This is a genomic window from Paracoccus saliphilus (assembly GCF_028553805.1).
GTDB classification, from domain to species: domain Bacteria; phylum Pseudomonadota; class Alphaproteobacteria; order Rhodobacterales; family Rhodobacteraceae; genus Paracoccus; species Paracoccus saliphilus.
This window is the reverse complement of record NZ_CP067140.1, coordinates 1,522,311-1,542,078: the sequence shown is the minus strand read 5'-3', so window position 1 is coordinate 1,542,078 and position 19,768 is coordinate 1,522,311. Positions and strand designations below refer to the sequence as shown.

Annotated in this window: 22 protein-coding genes; 9 read left to right on the top strand and 13 right to left on the bottom strand. The window is 63.7% G+C overall.

Translation table 11 applies throughout. The features are described 5' to 3' along the window. Positions 1–224: 224 nt before the first annotated feature. Positions 225–785 carry a peptidoglycan L,D-endopeptidase MepK gene (gene mepK, locus JHX88_RS07295; RefSeq protein ID WP_076528496.1) on the top strand — a complete coding sequence of 187 codons (561 nt, stop codon included), beginning with the start codon at positions 225–227 and terminating at the stop codon, positions 783–785. A gap of 196 nt (positions 786–981) precedes the next feature. After that, entirely contained in the window at positions 982–1,566 is a 585-nt protein-coding gene (locus JHX88_RS07290) for a TetR/AcrR family transcriptional regulator (RefSeq protein WP_076528498.1), read from the top strand. Between the two features lie 31 nt (positions 1,567–1,597). Here the strand turns inward: JHX88_RS07290 and rsmD are convergent, their stop codons facing one another. Both rsmD and JHX88_RS07280 read right to left on the bottom strand, forming a co-directional pair. Then, positions 1,598–2,167, bottom strand: coding sequence for a 16S rRNA (guanine(966)-N(2))-methyltransferase RsmD (gene rsmD / locus JHX88_RS07285; RefSeq protein ID WP_076528500.1), 570 nt, complete (start codon positions 2,165–2,167; stop codon positions 1,598–1,600). Further along, positions 2,164–3,366, bottom strand: a complete 1,203-nt coding sequence (locus JHX88_RS07280; protein ID WP_076528502.1) for an NAD(P)/FAD-dependent oxidoreductase — start codon at positions 3,364–3,366, stop codon at positions 2,164–2,166. The genes rsmD and JHX88_RS07280 overlap by 4 nt, the downstream gene beginning before the upstream one ends. An 84-nt stretch (positions 3,367–3,450) precedes the next feature. Here JHX88_RS07280 and JHX88_RS07275 point away from each other — a divergent pair, with 84 nt between their 5' ends. Both JHX88_RS07275 and JHX88_RS07270 read left to right on the top strand, forming a co-directional pair. Next, positions 3,451–3,936: a peroxiredoxin gene (locus tag JHX88_RS07275; RefSeq protein ID WP_076528504.1), complete on the top strand. Its 486-nt coding sequence runs from the start codon at positions 3,451–3,453 to the stop codon at positions 3,934–3,936. 132 nt (positions 3,937–4,068) lie between these two features. Continuing rightward, positions 4,069–4,617 carry a gamma-glutamylcyclotransferase family protein gene (locus JHX88_RS07270; RefSeq protein ID WP_076528506.1) on the top strand — a complete coding sequence of 183 codons (549 nt, stop codon included), beginning with the start codon at positions 4,069–4,071 and terminating at the stop codon, positions 4,615–4,617. Positions 4,618–4,630: 13 nt separating this feature from the next. Here the strand turns inward: JHX88_RS07270 and JHX88_RS07265 are convergent, their stop codons facing one another. The 11 genes from JHX88_RS07265 to uxaC all read right to left on the bottom strand — a co-directional run bounded on the left by JHX88_RS07265 (position 4,631) and on the right by uxaC (position 15,371). Next, on the bottom strand, positions 4,631–4,873 hold the full coding sequence (locus tag JHX88_RS07265) for a hypothetical protein (protein WP_141225936.1): 243 nt from the start codon (positions 4,871–4,873) through the stop codon (positions 4,631–4,633). 77 nt (positions 4,874–4,950) lie between these two features. Beyond that, positions 4,951–6,084: a GNAT family N-acetyltransferase gene (locus tag JHX88_RS07260; RefSeq protein ID WP_076528510.1), complete on the bottom strand. Its 1,134-nt coding sequence runs from the start codon at positions 6,082–6,084 to the stop codon at positions 4,951–4,953. Positions 6,085–6,220: 136 nt separating this feature from the next. Beyond that, entirely contained in the window at positions 6,221–7,699 is a 1,479-nt protein-coding gene (locus tag JHX88_RS07255; protein ID WP_076528511.1) for a UxaA family hydrolase, read from the bottom strand. Next, on the bottom strand, positions 7,692–9,131 hold the full coding sequence (locus JHX88_RS07250) for a mannitol dehydrogenase family protein (RefSeq protein WP_076528513.1): 1,440 nt from the start codon (positions 9,129–9,131) through the stop codon (positions 7,692–7,694). Before JHX88_RS07250 ends, JHX88_RS07255 begins: the two co-directional genes overlap by 8 nt. Beyond that, positions 9,109–9,834, bottom strand: a complete 726-nt coding sequence (gene kduD, locus JHX88_RS07245) for a 2-dehydro-3-deoxy-D-gluconate 5-dehydrogenase KduD (protein WP_272848208.1) — start codon at positions 9,832–9,834, stop codon at positions 9,109–9,111. The genes JHX88_RS07250 and kduD overlap by 23 nt, the downstream gene beginning before the upstream one ends. Continuing rightward, a complete protein-coding gene (gene kduI / locus JHX88_RS07240) occupies positions 9,831–10,655 on the bottom strand; it encodes a 5-dehydro-4-deoxy-D-glucuronate isomerase (protein ID WP_076527111.1) in 825 nt (274 codons plus the stop codon). The genes kduD and kduI overlap by 4 nt, the downstream gene beginning before the upstream one ends. Before the next feature lie 132 nt (positions 10,656–10,787). Beyond that, positions 10,788–11,069 carry a cupin domain-containing protein gene (locus JHX88_RS07235; protein WP_076527112.1) on the bottom strand — a complete coding sequence of 94 codons (282 nt, stop codon included), beginning with the start codon at positions 11,067–11,069 and terminating at the stop codon, positions 10,788–10,790. Further along, entirely contained in the window at positions 11,066–12,346 is a 1,281-nt protein-coding gene (locus tag JHX88_RS07230) for a TRAP transporter large permease (protein ID WP_076527113.1), read from the bottom strand. The genes JHX88_RS07235 and JHX88_RS07230 overlap by 4 nt, the downstream gene beginning before the upstream one ends. 4 nt (positions 12,347–12,350) lie before the next feature. After that, on the bottom strand, positions 12,351–12,902 hold the full coding sequence (locus JHX88_RS07225; protein ID WP_076527114.1) for a TRAP transporter small permease: 552 nt from the start codon (positions 12,900–12,902) through the stop codon (positions 12,351–12,353). A 55-nt stretch (positions 12,903–12,957) separates the two neighbouring features. Further along, complete coding sequence (locus JHX88_RS07220) at positions 12,958–13,941, bottom strand: TRAP transporter substrate-binding protein (protein WP_076527115.1); 984 nt, start codon at positions 13,939–13,941, stop codon at positions 12,958–12,960. 23 nt (positions 13,942–13,964) lie between these two features. Next, the gene (gene uxaC, locus JHX88_RS07215; protein WP_076527116.1) at positions 13,965–15,371 is read right to left on the bottom strand and encodes a glucuronate isomerase; all 1,407 of its coding nucleotides are present in this window, start codon (positions 15,369–15,371) and stop codon (positions 13,965–13,967) included. A gap of 81 nt (positions 15,372–15,452) precedes the next feature. Here uxaC and JHX88_RS07210 point away from each other — a divergent pair, with 81 nt between their 5' ends. From JHX88_RS07210 to aqpZ, 5 genes are all read left to right on the top strand, one after another. Continuing rightward, a complete protein-coding gene (locus JHX88_RS07210) occupies positions 15,453–16,178 on the top strand; it encodes a GntR family transcriptional regulator (protein ID WP_076527117.1) in 726 nt (241 codons plus the stop codon). A 195-nt stretch (positions 16,179–16,373) separates the two neighbouring features. Continuing rightward, positions 16,374–16,757 carry a MerR family transcriptional regulator gene (locus JHX88_RS07205; RefSeq protein WP_076527118.1) on the top strand — a complete coding sequence of 128 codons (384 nt, stop codon included), beginning with the start codon at positions 16,374–16,376 and terminating at the stop codon, positions 16,755–16,757. Next, on the top strand, positions 16,729–17,118 hold the full coding sequence (locus JHX88_RS07200; protein WP_076527119.1) for a carboxymuconolactone decarboxylase family protein: 390 nt from the start codon (positions 16,729–16,731) through the stop codon (positions 17,116–17,118). The genes JHX88_RS07205 and JHX88_RS07200 overlap by 29 nt, the downstream gene beginning before the upstream one ends. Positions 17,119–17,175: 57 nt before the next feature. Continuing rightward, positions 17,176–18,897, top strand: coding sequence for a methionine--tRNA ligase (metG, locus tag JHX88_RS07195; protein ID WP_076527120.1), 1,722 nt, complete (start codon positions 17,176–17,178; stop codon positions 18,895–18,897). A 124-nt stretch (positions 18,898–19,021) separates the two neighbouring features. After that, positions 19,022–19,708: an aquaporin Z gene (aqpZ, locus tag JHX88_RS07190; protein WP_076527121.1), complete on the top strand. Its 687-nt coding sequence runs from the start codon at positions 19,022–19,024 to the stop codon at positions 19,706–19,708. Positions 19,709–19,768: the final 60 nt, after the last annotated feature.

The following is a 19,768-nucleotide window of genomic DNA, read 5'->3' as shown; positions in this document are numbered from 1 at the left end:
AACATCCTTTCGCGTCAGTTGCAAAATCACCACAACCCGCAACCTATGAGCAACAGATCGCGGTATCGGCAATTTTTCGCCGATACCTTCCGCAAATTAACTCGGCCGGAACAAATTAGTTTCTACATGAACGGAATTTTGACATATTGTTAAGCATCTGGGGATATCTCTCAAGAAGCCGCAGAAACGCGGCCAGTAGAACGAAGCAGGACAGGCGATCTGACATGACAACGGAACTTTTTTCCCGGCGCGGGATACTGGGCGTGTTTGCGGCGACCACAGTCGCGGCTGCACCAGTGATGGCCAATGCGTTTGGCTTCTTGCGCGGATCGGGCGATATCCGGCGTATCCGGATGTATAACGGTCGCACGGGCGAAAGCATCGACACCGTTTACTGGGTCGACGGCAAATATATCCGCGAGGCGCTGAACGAAATCAACATCTTCATGCGTGACTGGCGCACCGGCACGGCGATCGGAATCGATCCGCGGGCCATTGACGTCGCGGCGGCCTCGCATCGGTTGTTGCAGACCAACGAACCTTACATGATGCTGTCGGGCTACCGCTCGCCGCAGACCAATGCGATGCTGCGCCGGCGCTCGTCGGGCGTGGCCAGGAACTCGCTGCACATGACCGGCAAGGCTGCGGATCTGCGGCTGAAATCGCGTTCGGTCAACCAGATGTTCAAGGCGGCTGTCTCGTGCAAGGCGGGCGGCGTTGGGAAATACTCGCGCTCGAACTTCGTGCATATGGATTGCGGTCAGGTTCGTAGCTGGGGCTCCTGAGCAACACCGCCCTCGAATACGCCTTTCCTGATGCGCTGCCGTTTCCGGAAGCGCATCGTTCCGGCGATCAGCCGGGACATTTTAGCTATCCCACTGGTCAGATATCTCTCCTGCGTTGACAGGGCTCGCGTAGTCTGTGACCTTGAATAGGTCGCAGTCCCGGCTCGGCGGCGCTTAGAAATATTCGAGAAAGTTCATGACCCTGCCATCAGGCCGACGCCACCGCATCGCAAAGAAACTTCAAGCCGCAGCGATCGAACTTGCCGTCAGGGACGGGCTGAACAACATCACCACCGAGGCGATCTCTTGCGCGGCCGGCGTCAGCGCGCGGACCTTCTTCAATTATTACCCGTATAAGGAAGCCGCCCTCATGGGGCCTTCCCCGGATTATCCCGAGGATGCCACTGAGATCTTCGTGAACAGCCATGGCAATCTGCTTGAGGATCTCGAGATCCTGATCACCGCGCATATATCGCGCTTCCTGGATGAGCGCGAAATGCTGGGGCATCTGTTACGGCTCAGTGAGACCGATCCCAAGCTGATGGCCCTGCGCAACAATGCCATGCTGGCTCGGCGCGGCAGGATGGCGGAACTACTTTCGCGCAGGTTGCCCGACACGGATCCCCGGCTTATCCATATCCTGTCCTCGGCGATCATCGCCGCCACCAATGATGCCACCCAAAGATGGGCATCGGGTGCGGCCGACGATTTCGTCCAGACGGCACTCGACAATCTCTCCTTAATTCTGCCTGCAGCGCAATTACTCGGGCAAAGGGAATAGCGGCAATTCCCGCGCATCCCCCAAACCGGGCTCAGCCCTCTTCCTGAATTCTCGCAAGGCTGATGATACTGTCGCCATATTTGCGCTGATCTATCAGTACAAGCGGCGCCGGAATTTCCGGAGCTCGCGCCTCCTCCCAGATGATCATCGCATCGGGGGCGACCCATCCGCCTTCGAGTGCAGAGATGACGGCCTTCTCGCCCAAGCGCTTCCCATAGGGCGGGTCGAGGAAGATCACCCCGTAGGACGTCCCGGCATTCACCCCTAGTTTCGTGGCATCTCCCCGTCGGATCTCGACCCTGTCCGTCACCCGCGCGCGTTCGGCATTGGCACGGATCAGCGCCTGCGACCTGGGCCCGTTATCCACGAAGGTCACGTGATCCGCACCACGCGACAATGCCTCCAGCCCCAGGGCACCGGTTCCCGCGAACAGGTCCAGCACGCGGGCATTCGGAACGGGGTTGCCATGATTACCATTGATCAGCAGGTTGAACACCGCCTCGCGCACCCGGTCAGTCGTCGGGCGCAGATGGGCAGCCGCATCCCCCTGCCCCAGATCCGCCAGTTTCAGCCCCCTAAACGTGCCGCCGACGATCCTCATGCAAGCAGCGCCTTGAGATCGGGAGTGCCGGGGATGAGATCGGGATCGGGAGACCGCCCCGCCTCGATCAGGCGCTTGCCGATCATATAGGCGCGGACATCGTTCAGGGCATCGACGGCCCGCAACTCGGCGCCCGAGAAATACCAGACCGAGCCGCCATGCGTCCCGTCGCCCGGCCGGGTAACGATCCGGTCGTAATCCGTGCCAAGACCGGCGATCTGCAGCTTGGCGTCGAACTGATCCGACCAGAACCACGGTTTGGCAGCATAGGATTTTGCCGCACCGCAGATATTATCCGCCACGGTCTCGGCCATGTCGATGGCGTTGCCCACGCTTTCCAGCCGGACGCGCCCGCCGCGCCAGGGAAAGCTGGCGCAGTCGCCCGCAGCCCAGATCGCCGGGTCCGAGCTTTGCCCGTATTCGTTCGTGGCGATCCCGTTGTCGAGCGCCAGCCCCGCATCCCCTGCCAGAGCCGTTTCCGGCGTGATCCCTATCCCGGTCACGACCAGGTCGGCAGGCAACGTCCGGCCATCGCCCAATGCGACACCCGTCACCCGCTCGTCGCCGGTCAGGCGGGTAACCGCCGCGGCCTCGATGATCTCGACACCATGCGCGCGGTGCAGATCCCGGATCATCTCCGCGGTCTCGGGCGCGGCCACCCTGCCAAGGATACGCGTCGCGGCCTCGACCAGCGTGACCTCCAGTCCCAGCTTGCGCGCCACCGAAGCGGCCTCCAGCCCGATATAGCCGCCGCCGATCACCACCAGCCGATGGCCGGGCTGCATTTCCGGTGCCATCAGGTCCACATCGGACAGGTTGCGGATGACATGGACCCCCGGCAGGTCTCCACCGATTTCCACCGGCAGGCGGCGAGGCGAGGCGCCCAAGGTCAGCGCCAGCGCATCATATTCGACCTCTCCCCGATCCGTGGTCACCCTGCGGCTCTCGCGGTCGATCGAGGTGGCGCGTTCCTCCAGCCGCAACTCGATCCCCTGCTCCCGCCACCATTCGGGTGCGCGCAGGACCAGCCGGTCGACGCCCATCTCGCCCAACAGATAGGCCTTGGAGAGCGGCGGGCGCTGATAGGGCGCGGCGGATTCCGCCCCGATCACGGTCAGCGGCCCGTCATGGCCATTGGTCCTGAGCCGCGCCGCCATCGAGGCTGCCGCCTGCCCCGCCCCGAGGATCACGATCCGCATCACGCCGCCTTTCCGCATCTGGTTTGTCGCCGGGTTGCAACCTATAGTCAGGCCGAATCCAATGCAATTCATGGAGGACAGGCAATGAGCATTTCGACAGGCGACGATTTTCCCCAAGGCAAGCTTCTGCGCGTCGGCGAAAGCGGCCCCGAAGCGGTCGATACGGGCGATCTGGCCAAGGGGCGGGTCGCGATCTTCGGCCTTCCGGGCGCCTTCACCGGCACCTGCACGAATGCCCATATGCCCAGCTTCATCCGCACCGCCGACCAGTTCCGCGCCAAAGGGGTGGACCGGATCATCTGCCTGACGGTCAACGATCCCTTCGTCTGCGACGCATGGGCCAAATCGACCGGCGCGCCAGATGCGGGGATCGAGGTTCTGGCCGATGCCGATGGCAGCGTGACCAAGGCGCTCGGGCTGAACTTCGACGCCCCGCCCGCCGGGCTTTACGGCCGCTGCAAGCGCTTTGCCGCATTGCTGAAGGACGGCAAGCTCGAGGTGATCGATGTCGAGAATTCGCCGGGCCAGTGCAGCGTCAGCGCCGGAGAGGCCCTGCTGGAAAAAGCCTGAAGAGGCATGGGGCGGGAATGCGTCCCGCGATGGCCGGGGGCGCTTCGCCCCCCGGACCCCCAGAGGATATTTGCATGAAGAAGAAGGAATAAGGTTGGATTCAGCCGATCCGAATACGATTGGTGAGATCGCATGAGCATCTTCTATTTCGCCTATGGCTCGAACATGTTGCCGGCGCGGCTTGCGGCGCGCTGTCCTTCGGCGAAACTGATCGGTCGCGCAGATGTGCCCGGATACGGGGTTCGCTTTGCCAAGCACGGAATGGACGGGTCCGCCAAGGCGACGCTGGTTGTGGCAGAGGGCGCGGCATCGGGGGTGTTATTCGCCCTGGACCCGAAGGATCTGGCGGCGCTGGATCGGGCCGAAGGCGTCGGGCGCGGATATGACCGGCTTGACGATTTCAGGGTTCGTCATGACGGGCAAAGCCTTGATACCGTGACCTATATCGCGCCGAACCCCGTGCAGGGGCTGGCCGCCTTCGACTGGTATCTGGCGCTGGTATTGGCCGGGGCGCAGCTTCATCGTTTCGACAAGGAAGCAATCGCGAAGTTTCGAGCGGTCCCGTGGCAAGCCGATCCCGTACCGGACCGGCCGGGGCGCGTGACTGCACTGGCGGCGCTGGCCGCGCATGGCATCGCCGATCCGGTGGCATTCTTGCAGCAGGATGGCGATCCGGTCTGAGGCCGGGAAGACCTCACATCGGGGTCGTTTGGCCGATCATGGCGAAAATGGCGGCGAAAACCGCACCCCAAATCAGCGCATTCCACCAGAAAGGCTTGTGAGGTCCGAACAGCGCCCGGTTCGGGTCTCGGCCATTGCCCTGACGGAATTTTTCCTCGCGCCTGGCAAAAACCTTGCGTTGTGCAGGCGATCTCGTGGCAAGCGCAAGCAGCGGGCCCGCAACGATCCCCACCAGGATTGCGAAGAAAATCATCATGTTCGAACGCTCCATCCAGCCTTGCCCCATCATTCGGAAATCACCCGGAACTGCAAGCGGCACAGGAAGCCGAAGCTCTACCCATCCTTGCGGAACGGCCCCCAATCGGTGAGCATCTCGATCTCTTCGCCCATCGCGTCCCGCTCCTGGTCGAGGTAATCGGCCACCGCACGCAGGAAGCCTTCCTCGCGCAACCAGTGCAGCGAGTGGATCTCGACCGGCAGGTAACCGCGTGCCAGCTTGTGCTCGCCCTGCGCCCCGGCCTCGACGCGGGACAGGCCATGCGCGATGGCGTAGTCGATGGCCTGATGGTAGCATAGCTCGAAATGCAGGAAGGCGTGATCCTCGACACAGCCCCAATAGCGGCCGTAAAGCGCGTCCGGACCGATGAAATTCAGCGCCCCCGCGATGGGCTGCCCGTCACGTTCGGCCAGCACCAGCAGAACATCATCGCGCATGGTTTCCTGCACAAGATCGAAAAAACCGCGGGTCAGGTAGGGCTGGCCCCATTTGCGATTGCCAGTGTCCTGGTAGAAACCCCAGAACGCGTCCCAATGCTCGGGCCGCAGATCGTCGCCGGCCAGTTGCCGGATGGTGCCGCCAAAGCCCTGCGCGCGCTGCCGTTCCTTGCGAAGCGCCTTGCGCTTGCGCGATGACAGTTCGGCCAGGAATGCGTCGAAACTGTCGTAATCGCGGTTGAGCCAGTGGAATTGCTGGGTGACGCGCGGCAGGAACCCTGCCTCTTCGCCCAGCCTGGCCTCTTCCGCGGTGCAGAAGGTCACATGGGCGCCCGAGCAGCCGGCGCGCTCCGCGACCTGCGCCATCCCCGACAACAGCGCCTGCCGCACAGCCGGATCGGGCGATAACAGGCGCGGCCCGGTCACCGGGGTAAAGGGCACCGTGCATTGCAGCTTGGGGTAATAGCGCCCGCCTGCCCGCATATAGGCCTGCGCCCATGCGTGATCGAAGATATATTCCCCCTGGCTATGCGATTTCGCGTAAAGCGGCGCGGCGCCGACGATCCGGCCATCGCTTTCGACTGTCAGATGCAGCGGCTGCCAGCCGCTTCCCGGCCCGACCGATCCGGATTGCTCCAGCGCATCGAGGAAACGATGGCTGGTGAAAGGATGATCACCGGCCAGCCCGTCCCAGATTTCCGCTGGGATCTCCGAGATGGCAGGATGGGTGGTGAGGGTGAGAGAGGCGCTCATGCGGTGAAACTAGGCATTCCGGCGGGGTTTGTCAGGGGGCGAATGATCCAGTCGGCGGAATTGTCATCGCCCTGTCTTGAGAACGACCGACCCCTGACATGTTCTGCACCGCATCGCCGAAAAATGCGGCAGCCCGTCAAACAACCGCGCCGATCTGCCACGGCAGGAACTCATTGTCTCCCAACCCCAGGGCCTCGCTTTTGCTGGCATGGCCCGAAGCGGTGGCAAGGATCAGCTCGACAATCTGCCGCGCCTTGTCCTCGAGGCTCACCCCCGCCGACAGGATATCGCCGCAATTCAGATCCATGTCGTCGGCCATTGCCTCGAACAGCCGGTCATTCGTGGCCAGCTTGATCGTCGGCGCGGGTTTCGAGCCAAAAGCCGAACCGCGCCCGGTGGTGAACACGATCAGTTGCGCGCCGCCCGCGATCTGCCCGGTGGCCGAAACCGGATCGTAACCCGGCGTATCCATGAAATTCAGCCCCGGCGCGGTGATCGGTTCGGCATATTCCAGCACCGCCTCGAGGGGCGCGGTCCCGGCTTTTGCCACCGCGCCCAACGATTTCTCGAGAATCGTCGTCAGCCCACCGGCCTTGTTGCCGGGGCTGGGGTTATTGTCGAGCGAGGCGCCGTTCCTGGCGGTGTAATCCTCCCACCAGCGCAGCCGTTCGAGCATCTTGTCCGCAACTTCGCCCGAGGTTGCGCGATCCAGCAGCAACCGTTCCGCGCCATAGATCTCGGGCGTCTCGGACAGCACGAGCGACGCACCCTGCGCCGCCAGCATATCGCTCGCCAGCCCAAGGGCAGGATTGGCGGTAATGCCCGAGAACCCGTCCGAGCCGCCGCATTGCAGCCCGATCTTCAGCGCGCTTGCCGGGGCCGGTGCGCGGCGGGCGCGGTTCACCTGCGGCAGCATCTCGCGCACCCGCGCCTTGATCGCATCAATGGTCCGGCGCGTGCCGCCGTTTTCCTGGATGGTCAGCCCATGGAACCGGGCAGCAGCGCCCAGCTCCTGTTTCATGCGGGAAATCTGCATGACCTCGCAGCCCAACCCGACGAACAGCGCGGCGGCGACATTGGGATGCCCCGCATGGCCGGTCAGCACGCGCTGCAACGCCCGCCATCCCGGCCCGCTATCGGCCATGCCACAGCCCGAGCCATGCGCCAGCGCCACGACGCCATCGACATTGGGGAAATCCGCCATGGCCCCCTCGACCCGCAATTCCTCGGCAGCGCGGCGGATCGCCGTGGCCGAGCAATTCACCGTCGAGACCAGCGCGATATAGTTGCGCGTGCCGACCTGCCCGCCCTCGCGGTGATAGCCCTGGAATTCCAGCCCCGAAGCCGGGTGCCGGGCAAGCGCTGCCCGCGCCGCCTCGAGGCCCGCACCGGGCTGATAGTCGCGGCCATGGTCGCCAAAGGCGCAGTTGTGGCTGTGGACATGCGCGCCCTGCGCAATGGGCGCAGAGGCATAGCCGATGACCTGCCCGTATTTCACCACCGCCTCGCCCGTCGCGATATCCTTGCGGGCGATCTTGTGACCGGCCGGAGCGATGCCCTTTTCGGTCAGGATCGCCACATTATCGGCCGGGTTGAGGATCAGGGGTTCAGGCATTCACACTCTCTTCTATCATCGCCTTGGCGCCCTTTTCGATCAGCCCCGACAATGCGGCCGTCAGGTCATCGGCGAAGCCCGCATCGTCGCGCAAGGCAGGGGGAAAGACCTCGGCCAGCGCAAGGAAACCCCGCACGGTCCGCGCCGGGTCCGCCTGCCACAGCTCTGCCAGCCGGGGCGCAAGCGGGTCCTTGACCTCGATGGGCTGCCCGGCCTCGTCGCGGCCCGAAACATAGCGCATCCATGCCGCCACCGCCAAGGTCAGCCCCGGCACCGCCCGGCCCGCCGCCCGCGCCTCGGCAATTGTGCCGAGGATCCGCTGCGGCAGTTTCTGGCTGCCATCCATGGCGATCTGCCATGTCCGGTGGCGAATTGCGGGATTGGCATAGCGGTCATGCAGCGCATCCGCGTAAGCCGCCAGATCTACGCCGGGGGGCGGGGTCAGCGCGGGAATGATCTCTTCCTGCCACAGCCCCCGCACGAAAGCAGAGAACTCCGGATCGGCGACCGTGTCGGAGATGGTCTCATATCCCGCGAGATAACCCAGATAGGCCAGCGAGGAATGGGTGCCGTTCAGCATCCGCAGCTTCATATGCTCGAAAGGCGTCACATCCTCGACCATCTGCACACCGACCGATGCGAGGTCAGGGCGGGCGTCATCGACGAAACGATCCTCGACGACCCATTGCCGGAAGGGCTCGTGCATCACCGGGGCCTCGTCGCGCGTGCCGGTCAATGCCTCCAACCGGTCCAGATCGGCGGGGCTGGTCGCGGGCACGATCCGGTCCACCATGGTCGAGGGAAACGCGCCCTCGGCCTCGACCCAATCGGCCAGCGCCGGGTCGATCAGCCGGGCAAGCTCCAGCACCACACCCTGCACGACATGACCGTTTTCCGGCAGGTTGTCGCAGCACAGCACCGTGAATGGCCGCAGCCCCGCAGCCCTTCGCGCCTGCAAGGCCCGCACAAGGAATCCCGGCGCGGATTTCGGCAGCGGCTCGGCCAGATCGTGACGGATATCGGGATGCGCACGATTCAGCCGCCCGGTCGAGGGTTCATGGCAATAGCCCTTCTCGGTCACGGTCAGGCTGACGATCCTGACCTGCGGCGCGGCCATCACGTCCAGCACCGCCTGCCGGTCCTCGGGCGCGACCAGCACTTCGCGCAGCACGCTGACGACCTGCGGCTTCTCGCCTTCGGGGCCAAGCTCCAGCGCGGTATAGGCCCAACCCTGCGGGCGCAGCCGGTCGCGGGTGCCAGGGGATTGCAGCGACACGCCGGTGATGCCCCAATCGCCGCCGGATTTTGCCATCGCCTCGGCGATATAGATCGCACCGTGGGCGCGGAAAAACGCGCCAAGCCCCAGATGCACGATGCCCGCGGGCGTATCTTCGGGTTCGCGGTAAAGCCTATCTCGCAAGCCATCCTCCATCGACATTCAGCACCGCCCCGTTGACGTAATCCGAGGCCGGCGCGGCCAGGAACACCGCCGTCTGGCCGATATCCTCGGGCTTGCCCCAACGCCCCGCCGGGATCCGCTCGAGGATCGATTTCGAGCGGTCGGGATCGGCGCGCAGGGCCTGCGTGTTGTTCGTCTCGATATAGCCCGGCGCGATCGCGTTCACGTTCAGCCCCCGCGCCGCCCATTCATTCGCCATCAGCCTGGTCAGCCCCGCCACCCCATGCTTGCTGGCCGTGTAGGAGGGCACCCGGATGCCGCCCTGGAAACTGAGCAGGGAGGCGATATTGACGATCTTGCCCCGCCCGCGCGGCAAAGCCGCCTTCGCGAATGCCTGGCATGTGAAGAACAGGGCCTTCAGGTTCACGTCCATGACGTCGTCCCAATCGGCCTCGGAGAACTCCACCGCATCCTCGCGCCGAATGATACCGGCATTGTTCACCAGGATATCGATGCGCTCAGCGGCAAAGACATCCCGCGCCGCCATCGGATCAGTGAAATCCAGGCGCATGGTCCGGCCCGAGCCCATCAGCGCCAGCGTCTCGTCGCAATCGCGCCGCCCGGCGGCGATCACCTCGGCCCCGGCCTGCGCCATCGCCACCGCAATCGCCTGCCCGATCCCGGTATTCGCGCCGGTCACCAGCGCGACCTGTCCCTCCAGCGAAAAGGCTGTCACCGCAAATCCTCCGGCTGGATGAAGTCCATATCGGTGAAATCGACATTATCCCCGGCCATCGCCCAGATGAAGGTATAGCCGCCGATCCCCGCGCCGGAATGGATAGACCATGTCGGAGAGATCACCGCCTGCTCATTGGCAACGAACATGTGCCGCGTCTCTTGCGGATCGCCCATCAGGTGCAGGACACGGGCCTCGGGCTCCATCCCCCAGTAAAGATAGGCCTCCATCCGGCGATCATGGATATGCGCGGGCATGGTGTTCCAGACCGAGCCATCCTCCAGCGTCGTGTAGCCCAGCACAAGCTGGCAGCTTTCCATCACCAGCGGATGGATGAACTGGCGGATGGTCCGCTTGTTCGAGGTCTCGACCGCGCCCAGCTTGACCTCTTTCGCCTCATCCACCGTCACCAGGCGGCAGGGCAATTCGCGATGCGCGGGGGCCGAGGTGATATAGAACCGCCCCTCGCCCGAGAAGGTCACCGGGCCAGAGCCCATGCCCAGGTAAAGCACGTCCCCTTGCGCCATGTCCCAGCCCTGCCCGGCCGCCTCGACCCGGCCCGGACCGCCGATATTGACGATCCCCATCTCGCGCCGGTCAAGGAAATTCGGGGTCTTGGTCTCTTCGATCCGGTCCAGCGTCAGCGGTTTGCCCTTGGGTACGGCGGCGCCAAGGGTAAAACGGTCGTAATGCGTGTAAACCAGCCGGATCTCGCCATCGGCGAACATCCCCTCGGCCAGGAAATGCTGGCGCAGAGTGGTAGTGTCCATGCCCTTGGCATGTTCGGGATGGATCGCGTGGCGGGTTTCGACATGTGTCATGTTCGCTCCTGTAATCTGGCGGAATTCATCTGTGGCGGATCAAACGGGCGGACAGGGCCGCGCGGGGATATAGCGGCGACGCAGTAATTGATCCGGAAGAATCGAGGTCATTTCAAAATCTTCCCGCATCCTTCACAGAAAATCGTCGCGGCGCGGGGTGAAGCTGTCGATCAATTCCCCCTCCTCAAGGCACAGGCAGCCATGCTCGGCGCCCGAGGGGATCACGAAGGCATCGCCCGGCCCGACCTCGAACTCGCGGCCATCCATGGTGAAACGGTAACGGCCCGTGCGGACATAGGTCGATTGCACATGTGGATGACTATGCGGCGCGCCCCGGTCGCCCGCCCTGAAGGCAAAGCGGACGACCATCAATTCGGGCGCATGGGCAAGGACGGTACGGATAGGATCGCTCATCTGAACACCGAGGGCAGCCAAAGGGAAAGGGCGGGTATGTAAGTCACCAGCATCAGGGTCAGCACTGCCGCGCCATAGAATGGCCAGATCGTGCGCATCGCCTGCCAGATGCTGATCCTGCCTACCGCGCAGCCGACGAACAGCACCGCGCCCACCGGCGGCGTGCACAGCCCGATGCCAAGGTTCAGGATCAGGATCACCCCGAAATGCACCGGATCGACCCCGAACGCCTGCGCCACCGGCAAAAAGATCGGCGTGGTGATGACGATCAGCGGCGACATGTCCATGAATGTGCCCAGGATCAGCAGGATGAGGTTCATCAAGAGCAGGATCACCAGCGGGTTGTTCGATACGTTCTGCAGGAACTCGACCAGTTGCGCCGGCACTTTCAGATAGGCCAGCAGCCAGCCGAAACAGGCCGCGCAGCCGATCACCAGAAGCACCATCGCGGTGGTGCGGACCGCACCCTTGGTCGCCTCGACGAATTCGCTCCATGGCAGGCTGCGATAGACCAGCGCAGTGATCAGCAGCGCATAGACCACCGCGATATTCGAGCTTTCCGAGGCGGTGAAGATACCCGAGCGCACCCCGCCGAAGATGATCGCGATCAGGATCAGGCCGGGCAGCGCCGAGACGAATAGCACGCCCATCATGCGCAGGCCGGGGAAAGGCTCGGTCGGGTAACCCTTCTTGCGGGCGACCCACCAGGCGGCGGTCATCAGCATCAGCGCCAGCAACATCCCCGGAATGATCCCGGCGGTGAACAGATCGGCGATGGACAGCCGTCCGCCCGCAGCGATGGAATAGATGATCATGTTATGCGATGGCGGAATCATCAGCGCGATGATCGAACTGACAACGGTGATATTCACCGCATAATCAACATCATATCCGCGCTTCTTCATCTGCGGCACCATCAGCCCGCCGACAGCCGAGGCATCGGCGGCGGCAGAGCCGGACACGCCGCCGAACATCAGCGAGGCGATGATATTCACCTGCCCCAGCCCGCCCCTCATATGGCCGACCACGCTGCCCGCCAGCGCCACCAGCCTGCGGGCGATATCGCCGCGCACCATCAGGTCGCCGGAATAGATGAAGAAGGGAATGGCCATCAGCGCAAAGACCGAGATCCCGGAATTCAGCCGCTGGAACACCACCACCGGCGGCAGGCCCAGGTAGAGCACGGTGAAAAAGCTTGCCGCACCAAGGCAGAAGGCGACCGGCGTGCCGATCAGCAGCAGCCCGGTGAAACTGCCGAAAAGAATCCAGTATTCCATCGGTTCACGCTCCGTTTTGCCGGTCGGGTTCCGGCAGGTCGTCATCGGCATCGTCGCCAAAGCGCAGGGTGCGCAGCCCCGCCGCGCGACGCAGGATCCGTTCGATCGAGAACAGCATCAGCAGAACCCCTCCAGCCATCAGCGGGGCGAAATCCCATAGCCGCGAAATGCCGAGACCAGGGATCTCTCCGCTCGCCGCCTTGGCGGCCAATTGCCCGCCAAACCAGGTCATGCCAAAGCCGAAGGCCACGACCACGATATCGGAGAGACTGTGAAACCATGCCCGCCAGCTTTCCGGCACGACCATCAGGCCCACGTCGAATGACAGGTGATAACCCTCTTTCACGCCAACCGCCGCGCCGAGAAAGATGAACCAGCCCATCAGCATGACGCTGGCCGGCTCGGCCCAGAACAGGCTGCTGCCCAGAAGATAACGGAAACAGACCTGCGCAAAGACGAATGCCGTCATCAGCACCAGCCCCACGCCCGCGATCCACAGCCCGGCCCGGGCCAGCGCGCCGGTCCATCCGGCCAGCTTTACCAACGCGTCACGCATCACCTGCCCTCCGATGGGAATGCCGCCCGCGGGAAACCCGCGGGCAGCGCTGCGATCACTCGGTTGCCTGTATCCGTTCAACCAGATCCTGATCTTCGGGCGAGGTTACGTATTTCTCGTAAACCGGTGCCATCGCCTCGATGAAGGGGGTCTTGTCGATTTCCTTGATGATCTCGGACCCGGCCTCGACCACCTTTTCCTCGGAAGCGGCTTCCTGATCGGCCCAGAGCTGGCGCTGCAACTCCGCCGAATTCCGGGCGGCCTCGCGCATGATCTCTTGGTCCTCGGGCGACAGCTTGTCCCAGGTTATCTTCGAAACGGCCACCACTTCCGGCACCATCAGGTGTTGGTCCAGCGTGAAATATTTCGCCACCTCGGCATGACCCGAACTGTCATAGCTGGGATAGTTGTTCTCGGCCCCGTCGATCACCCCGGTCTGGATCGATGAATAGACCTCGCCATATGGCATGGGCGTGGCATTGGCGCCAAGCGCGTCCATCATGTCCACGAAGACATCGTTCTGCATGACGCGGAACTTCATCCCCGCAAGATCCTCGATCGATTCGATGGGTTTCTGCGAATTGTAGAAGCTGCGCGCCCCGCCATCGTAATAGGCCAGCGCGACGAGGTCGTGCTCCCCGAATTTCGCGCCCACCTCTTCGCCGATGGGACCGTCGAGAACGTTATGCATATGCTCTTCCGAGCGGAACAGGTAGGGCAGCGAGAAAAGCTGCGTCACCGGCACGATATCGTTGAACGTCCCGAAAGAGGCGCGGACCATGTCGATCACCCCGAACTGGGTCTGTTCGATCGTGTCCTTCTCTTCGCCCAGCTGCGCCGAGGGGAAGACCTCGATGCAGATCCGGCCCTCGGTCTTTTCCTTGACCTCCTCGGCCATCGCCTTGACGCCCTCGACGGTCGGGTACCCGTCGGGATGGGTGTCCGATGACCGCAGGGTCGTTTCGCATTCCGCAGCCGCAGCCGTCGCCAAAGCGGCGGATGCCAGCAATCCGGCCATTGTCGTCGTCAGGAACTTCATTTTGTTTCCTCCCTATGTGAAGTTCAAAGCCTGTAGGCCCGTTTCGCGAGCTCGTATGTCAGGTCACGCGCCAGCTCATGCGCCTCGTCCTCGGCCAGCCGCCCGGTCGCGACCAGCGTGGCAAGATAAGCGCAGTCCACCCGCCGCGCGACATCATGCCGGGCGGGGATCGAACAGAAGGCGCGCGTGTCGTCGTTGAAACCGACGGTATTGTAGAAACCCGCCGTCTCGGTCGTCATCTCGCGGAACCGGCGCATTCCCTCGGCGCTGTCGTAAAACCACCATGCCGGGCCAAGGCGCAGGCAGGGATAGACCCCGGCCAGTGGCGCCAATTCGCGCGAATAGGATGTCTCGTCCAGCGTGAACAGGATCACCGTCAGATCAGAGCGCATCCCCACCGCGTTCAGCAGCGGGCGCAGGGCGGTGACGTAATCGGTGCGGCCGGGAATATCGAACCCCTTGTCGCGCCCGAACATCGCCATCACCTGATCGGAATGGTTGCGCCGCGAGCCGGGATGGATCTGCAGCACCAGCCCGTCCTCAAGGCTCATCCGCGCCATCTCGGTCAGCATATGGCCGCGGAAGGCATCCGCCTCTTCAGCCGAGCATTCCCCGCGCAGCGCCTTCTGGAACAGCCCCGCCGCTTCGGCCTGCGGCAAATCCTCGGTCCGGGCCGAAGGATGGCCGTGATCCGACGAGGTCGCGCCGAATTCCTTGAAATAGGCCCGCCGCGCGCGATGGGCATCCAGGTAACCCTGCCATGTCGCGGTGTCGAACCCAGTCTGTTGCCCCATCAGCGCGATGTTATCGGCGAAACCACCCATCTCGGGATCAATCACGCCATCGGGACGATAGGCGGTGATCACCCGCCCGTCCCAATCCGATTCGCGGATCATCCGGTGCCAGCGCAGATCGTCGGTCGCCGCCTCGGTCGTGGCGATCGCCTCGATACCGAAACGCTTAAACAGGGCGCGTGGGCGGAATTCCGGTCGGGCGAGGCAATCGGCGATATGGTCGTAATACCAATCCGCCGTTTCCGCCGTCAGCCGCCGGTCGATGCCGAAGACATGCTGAAAGGAATGATCCAGCCACATCCGCGACGGCGTGCCCCGGAACAGGTGGTAATGGCTGGCGAAGAGCCGCCAGATCCTGCGCCCGTCCGTCTCGACCGGGCCGCCATCGGCGCGGGGCACGCCCAAATCGGCCAGGTCCACCCCCTGCGAGCAGAGCATGCGGAAAACGTAGTGATCCGGTGTCACGAAAAGCTGGGCGGGATCGGGAAAAGCCGCGTCCTCGGCAAACCAGCGCGGATCGGTATGGCCATGCGGGCTGATGATCGGCAGGTCGCGGATCTCGGCATGAAGCGTGCGGGCCAGATCACGGGCGCGGCCCTCGGCAGGAAATAACCGGTCCTCGTCCAGCAAAGCCATGCGTCCTCCCCGACTCACTTGCCCTCTCGCGAGTCTGCTAATATGCTAGTTTACAAGTTGGGTCAACCGGAGCAGTTCGCCATGCCGTCACAGAACACACCGCCCCATCACGGGCTGCCGACACTGGACGATCTGCGCCCACGCACGGTGACCGACCAGATCTTCGAGGAATTGTACAAGCGCGTAATCGATCTCAGCCTGCCGCCCGGAACCCGCCTGTCCGAGGCCGAGGTAGCCGCGAAGATGGGCGTTTCGCGGCAGCCGGTGCGGGATGCCTTCTACCGGCTCTCGCAACAGGGTTTCATCGAGATCCGCCCGCAGCGCGCCACCATCGTCACCGCGATTTCCGAGGAATCGATCCTGCAGGCGCAGTTCATCCGGCTGGCGCTGGAGACCGCCTGCCTGCGCAGGGCCACCGAACGGCTGACGGCGGATCATCTTGCGGCGCTGGACCGGTTGGTCGAACGGCAGGACGCGACGGTCAAGGCCGACCAGCGGGCCGAGTTCCACGCGCTGGACGATCAGTTTCACCACGATATCTGCGCCTATACCGGCCTGGAATTCGCATGGACGCTGATCAAGGAGAACAAGGGTCACATGGATCGCGCGCGCTACCTGTCACTGTCCTTCGGCGCACCCAAGGCACTGGCCGAGCATCGCGAGATCATGGCGGCCCTGCATGCCCGCGACGCGGATCGCGCCGTCGCCGCCTGCGAAAGGCATCTGGGCCGGATCGCCGAGATCTTCCCGCGCCTGCGCGCCGACAATCCCGACGCTTTCGGCAAGCGGCAGGAAGCGGAATCGTAAGACCCGCCTCCTTGCGTCCCGCGACGGCCGGGGGCGCTGCCCCCATCCGGCTGACGCCGGCTTCCCCCGGGATATTTGCATGAAGAAGAAGCGGCGGGCAATTTGCCTGCTCCTTGATCTTTCATCAAGATGGCGCTTGACTTCGAGTGTGCTCGAAGCCCTAGCTTGTTCCGCGTCTGACACGAGAAGGACGCCATGAAGATCGCCGACCTCGCCCGACGCTCCGGCCTGACGCCGCATACCATCCGCTATTACGAGCGGATCGGGCTGATGCCACCTGCGGAGCGGGACGGGGCGGGGCATCGCGATTATGGGACAGATGCGCTGCGCTGGACCATATTCATCGGCCATATGAAAGCCGCCGGAATGCCGATCCGCGAGATGCTCCGCTATGCGAAACTGCGAAGCCGGGGCGACGGGACCGAAGCCGAGCGGGCCGCGATCCTGCGGGCGCGCCGGGATTTGGTCGCGCAGCAGATCGCCACGCTGACGGCCACCCTTTCCGTGTTGGACGACAAGATCGCCAGCTATGCAAATGACAGGGCTGACCATGACGACACGGAACGAGACAAGGCTTGAACGGGGCAAGCGGCAATTGGCGCGGATCGATGGCGAAGGCGGGCAGCGCGTCATCGAGGCCCTTGCCGATATCGCCCCGGATTTCGCGACCTACCTGCTCGAATTTCCCTTCGGCGATATCTATTCCCGTCCGGGGCTGCCCCTCCGCGACCGGGAACTCGCCACGATCTCGGCCCTTGCCGCCATGGGCAATGCCGAACCGCAACTGAAGGTCCATATCCAGGCGGGGCTGAATACCGGGCTCTCGCGGCAGGAAATCGTCGAGACACTGATGCATATCTCGGTCTATGCGGGTTTTCCCGCCGCCCTGAACGGCCTCTTTGCCGCCAAGGAGGTTTTTGCCGCGGCAGAGCCCTCGTAAGCGCTGGAAATTCCTTTGCGGGGCCGGTAGACAAGCGTCGATCAAAAGGACGCATTCATGGCCCGCCATCTCATCACCTCTGCCCTGCCCTATATCAACGGCATCAAGCACCTGGGAAACCTTGTCGGCTCCCAGCTTCCCGCCGATCTTTACGCGCGCTACCTGCGCGGACGCGGGCATGAGGTGATGTTCATCTGCGCCACCGACGAGCATGGCACCCCCGCCGAGCTGGCCGCCGCCAAGACCGGCGAGCCGGTAGCCGAATACTGCGCCCGGATGCATGGCGAGCAATCGGCGCTGGCGCGGGGCTTCGGCCTCAGCTTCGACCATTACGGGCGGTCCTCCAGCGAGCGCAACCGCGCCCTGACCCAGCATTTCGCCGGAGTGCTGGCCGATGCGGGCTATATCCGCGAGGTCAGCGAGAAGCAGGTCTATTCCCTCGATGACGGCCGCTTCCTGCCCGACCGCTATATCGAGGGCACCTGCCCGAATTGCGGTTACGAGCGCGCGCGCGGCGATCAATGCGAGAATTGCACCAAGCAACTCGATCCGACCGACCTGATCGATCCACGCTCGGCCATCAGCGGCAGCACCAACCTGGAGGTGCGCGAGACCAAGCATCTCTATTTGCGGCAATCGGCGCTCAAGGGCGAGATCGCCGACTGGATCGATTCCAAGACCGACTGGCCGATCCTGACCACCTCGATCGCGAAGAAATGGCTGACCGACGGCGACGGGCTGCGCGACCGGGGCATTACCCGCGACCTGAACTGGGGCGTGCCGGTCAAGCGCGGCAATCAGGACTGGCCGGGCATGGAGGGCAAGGTCTTCTATGTCTGGTTCGACGCGCCCATCGAATATATCGGCGCCACCGCCGAATGGGCCGATGCCAATGGCCGGGCCGAGGCCGACTGGCGCGGCTGGTGGCGCGTGGACGAGGGCGCAGGCGATGTCACCTATACCCAGTTCATGGGCAAGGATAATGTGCCCTTCCACACACTGTCCTTCCCCTGCACCCTGATCGGGTCGGGCGAGCCGTGGAAGATGGTCGATTACATCAAGTCCTTCAACTACCTGACCTATGATGGCGGGCAGTTCTCGACCTCGCAGGGGCGCGGCGTGTTCATGGATAACGCGCTGGAGATCCTGCCCGCCGATTACTGGCGCTGGTGGCTGCTGTCCCACGCCCCCGAATCCGGTGACAGCGAGTTCACATGGGAGAATTTCCAGCAATCGGTGAACAAGGATCTCGCCGATGTGCTGGGCAATTTCGTCAGCCGGATCACCAAGTTCTGCCGCTCGAAATTCGGCGAGGCAGTGCCCGAGGGCGGCGCATATGGCGCGGACGAGACAGCATTGATCGAGGCGCTGACCACCCGCATCCGCGCCTATGAGGGGCATATGGACCGGATGGAGATCCGCCGCTCGGCCGCCGAGCTGCGCGCCATCTGGGTGCTAGGCAATGAATATCTGCAGGGCGCGGCGCCTTGGGCAACCTTCAAGAGCGACCCGGAAAAGGCGGCGATGCAGGTCCGGCTCGGCCTCAACCTGATCCGGCTCTACGCGGTCCTGTCAGCCCCGTTCATCCCCTTTGCCTCGAAATCGATGCTGGAGGCGATGCGGACCGATCTGGCCGACTGGCCGGGCGACGTGGCAGAGGCGCTTGCCGCCCTGCAGCCGGGCCGCCATGCCTTCACCGTGCCCGAGGTGCTGTTCGCCAAGATCACCGACGACCAGCGGGTGGAATGGGAAGAGCGGTTCAAGGGCGCGCGGGAATAACCGCGAAGAAACCTCCGGCAGCGTGCCATTCCGTCTTGCGAAAACGAAAATTCCGGGGTCAATAGTACTCCGCGCATACCCCTGACAGGGCATGTCGCGGTGTTTTAACGATCGGAATTTTCATATGTTCAAGAAACTGACTGCCGAGTCTCTCGGCACCTTCTGGCTCGTGTTCGGAGGCTGCGGCAGTGCCATTTTCGCCGCCGCCTACCCGGAACTCGGCATCGGCTTTACCGGGGTCTCGCTTGCTTTCGGCCTGACCGTTCTGACCATGGCCTATGCCGTCGGCGGCATTTCCGGAAGGCATTTCAACCCCGCCATCTCTATCGGCCTTGCCGCCGCCGGGCGGTTCCCGCTGGCCCGCCTGCTGCCTTATATCGCGGCGCAACTGGTCGGGGCGATCCTTGCGGCAGGCGCGCTCTACCTTGTCGCTTCGGGCAAGCCGGGCTTCGAGGCCGGAGGCTTTGCGGCAAACGGGTATGGCGCGCATTCGCCGGGCGGCTATTCGCTGCTCGCCGCCTTCACCATCGAGACGATTCTGACCGCGTTCTTCCTGATCGTCATCCTGGGCGTCACCCATGGCCGCGCGCCAACAGGTTTCGCGCCCATCGCGATCGGATTGGCGCTGGTGCTGATCCATCTCATCTCGATCCCGGTCACGAATACCTCGGTCAATCCTGCCCGCTCGACCAGCCAGGCACTCTTCGCCGATGGCTGGGCGCTTGGTCAGTTGTGGCTGTTCTGGGCCGCCCCGATCCTCGGCGCGGTCATCGGCGCGGCGATCTGGAGGTCTTTCGGCGAAAGGGGCTGACGCCGTAAACCCGAACCACTGGAAGGCCCGCTTGCAAGGCGGGCCTTTCTCGATCTGACG